We start from the raw sequence: 2761 nt of genomic DNA, 5'->3' as shown, positions 1-2761 counted from the left end.
ATGACCCCACCCGACCCTCGCCCCCTGTACAACCAGCCGGGGTTGGTGACGGCCAGCCAGGTCGTGCTGGTCGAAGGCGAAAAGTGCGCGCAAGCCTTGATCGGCATCGGCGTTGTGGCGACCACCGCCATGAACGGTGCCAACGCCCCGATCAACAAGACCGATTGGTCGCCATTGGCGGGTAAGTCGGTGCTGATCTGGCCTGACCGCGATCCCCCAGGGTGGGACTATGCCAACCGCGCCTCGCAGGCGATTCTGGGCGCGGGCGCGACCACGGTTGCCATTCTGGTCCCACCTGATGACAAGCCGGAAGGCTGGGACGCGGCCGATGCCATCTCCAAGGGATTCGACGTTGGCGGCTTCCTCGCCGCTGGCGAACGGATACCGGTGACGCAACCTGTCGAGGAATCCTCCTCACCGCACCTGTTGAGCGGTCTGGACTGGACGACCGAGGACGGATTGGCTTCGGCCTTCACCCGCCGCTATGGCGAGGACTGGCGCTACTGCGCGCTGTGGGGCAAATGGCTGGTCTGGACGGGCGCGCGCTGGAATCCCGACCAGGTGCTGTACATCTGGCATCTTGCGCGCGGCATCTGCCGGATGGCCTCGCTCAAGGCCGACACCCCCAGACTCACGAGCAAGCTCGCCAGTTCGGCCACGATTTCCTCGGTCGAGAAGATCGCGCGCTCGGACCCCAAACATGCCTCGACCGCCGAAGAGTGGGACGCCAACGTCTGGGCGCTCAACACACCAGGCGGAGTGGTCGATCTGCGCACGGGCACGATGCGGGCGCACCGTCGCGATGACAGGATGACCAAGGTGACCACCGCCACACCGCAGAGCGCGACGGACACGCGCTGTCCGATCTGGCGCGCGTTCCTCGCCGACATCACAGGCGGGGACAGCGAGTTGATCGCCTACCTGCAAATGATGGTCGGCTACTGCCTGACAGGCGTCACCAGCGAACACGCGCTGTTCTTCCTGTACGGCACGGGCGCAAACGGCAAGTCGGTGTTCGTCAATGTGCTGACGACGATCCTGGGCGACTACGCGGCCAACGCGCCGATGGAAACGTTCATGGAGGCACGCACCGACCGGCATCCGACCGATCTTGCCGGCCTACGTGGTGCGCGTTTCGTCTCCAGCATCGAAACCGAGCAGGGACGACGCTGGAACGAATCGAAGGTCAAAGCCATCACCGGTGGCGACAAGGTCTCCGCGCGCTTCATGCGCCAGGACTTCTTCGAGTACGTGCCGCAATTCAAGTTGGTGATCGCGGGCAATCACAAGCCCTCCATTCGCAACGTGGACGAGGCGATGAAGCGACGACTGCACCTGATCCCGTTCACGGTGACCATCCCACCCGAACGGCGCGATGGCCGCCTCACGGAGAAGCTGCTCAAGGAGCGCGATGGGATTCTGGCCTGGGCCGTGGAAGGCTGCGGTCTCTGGCAACACCAGGGGTTGAAGCCAGCCGCCTGCGTGGCTTCGGCGACCGAGGAGTATTTCGAGGCCGAGGACGCGCTCGGTCAGTGGATCGAGGAGCGCTGCCTGCTGGCCAAGACCTACCGCAAGGGCGTCTCCGAACTCTTCGCGGACTGGCGCGAATGGGCAGAGCGTGCAGGCGAATACGTTGGCTCGGTCAAACGCTTCTCCGAACTGATGGCCACGCGCAAGTTCGACAAGTGCCGGTTGACCGGAGGCGCGCGCGGCATGGCCGGCATCACCCTCAGACCCAAGCCGCACAACCATCACACCCCCTATCGCGATGACTGAAACAACAGGGCGAGTGACGGATGTGACGGGTTTTCTGATTAATGCGCTACACGTGCGCGCGCACATAAGAGAAGTTATACAGAAAACCCGTCGCATCCGTCACTCGCCCCCTCCCGACTTGGAGCACTTGACGATGAACACGACGATCCTGGCCCTGGACTTGGGCACTCGCACCGGGTGGGCACTGCAGCACTCGGATGGCACCATCACCAGCGGCACCGAGCCCTTCACCCCGCAGCGATTTGAAGGCGGCGGCATGCGCTTCCTGCGCTTCAAGCGCTGGCTCAACGAAGTGCTCTCCACCGCCAATCCCATCCACACGGTGTACTTCGAGGAGGTGCGCCGACATGCCGGCGTCGATGCCGCCCATGCCTATGGCGGCTTCATGGGGCATCTGACCGCATGGTGCGAACACCACCAGATCCCCTACCAGGGCGTACCCGTCGGCACGATCAAGAAGCACGCCACCGGCAAGGGCAACGCCAGCAAAGACGACATGATCGCCTCCGCTCGGCGACGTGGTCATACCCCCATCGATGACAACCAAGCCGATGCACTGGCCCTGCTGCACTGGGCCATCGAGACACAGGGAGTGTGAAACCATGAAAATCCCGACCCCGACCTACCGCAGCCCGCTTGGACGTTTCCAGCCAGAGCGCGTGGATGTGGAGACGATCAAACGGCAAGGATGGCGCGACCAAGCCATCCTGGTCATCAACGCGCAGGATGAGCGACTGGATTTCATCGAACGGGAAATCGTGCGACGCATCGGCGAGCGTCTGTATGGGAGCAAGCGCCATGGTTAACCGGCATGCTCCGTGGACGATCCAGGAGATTGCGCATCGCTTCGAAGAGGCCGCCTCGACGGGGCGTCGACTGCCTTGCGTTCGCATACCCGGCTACTTCAACGCCTGGCCCCACATCCTGCGGCAGCAGTGGGAGGCATTCGCCACAGAGGATCGCCCCTATCGCCCCTTTCCACCGA

The 2761-nt window shown here is 63.6% G+C and carries 4 protein-coding genes; all 4 read left to right on the top strand.

The genetic code is table 11. The features are described 5' to 3' along the window. A partial coding sequence (locus tag XalbCFBP2523_RS15625; RefSeq protein WP_104630006.1) for a phage/plasmid primase, P4 family occupies positions 1-1776 on the top strand: 1776 nt, incomplete at its 5' end. A 133-nt stretch (positions 1777-1909) separates the two neighbouring features. Beyond that, positions 1910-2374, top strand: coding sequence for a crossover junction endodeoxyribonuclease RuvC (locus XalbCFBP2523_RS15620; protein ID WP_045766145.1), 465 nt, complete (start codon positions 1910-1912; stop codon positions 2372-2374). Between the two features lie 4 nt (positions 2375-2378). Continuing rightward, positions 2379-2582 carry a hypothetical protein gene (locus tag XalbCFBP2523_RS15615; protein ID WP_012916867.1) on the top strand — a complete coding sequence of 68 codons (204 nt, stop codon included), beginning with the start codon at positions 2379-2381 and terminating at the stop codon, positions 2580-2582. Further along, the coding region (locus XalbCFBP2523_RS16940) for a DUF6362 family protein (protein WP_230599129.1) at positions 2575-2761 on the top strand (187 nt) is incomplete at its 3' end. The genes XalbCFBP2523_RS15615 and XalbCFBP2523_RS16940, both read left to right, overlap by 8 nt.

Source organism: Xanthomonas albilineans, assembly GCF_002939705.1.
Taxonomy (GTDB): Bacteria; Pseudomonadota; Gammaproteobacteria; order Xanthomonadales; family Xanthomonadaceae; genus Xanthomonas_A; species Xanthomonas_A albilineans.
This window is presented reverse-complemented; position numbering and strand designations above follow the sequence as displayed.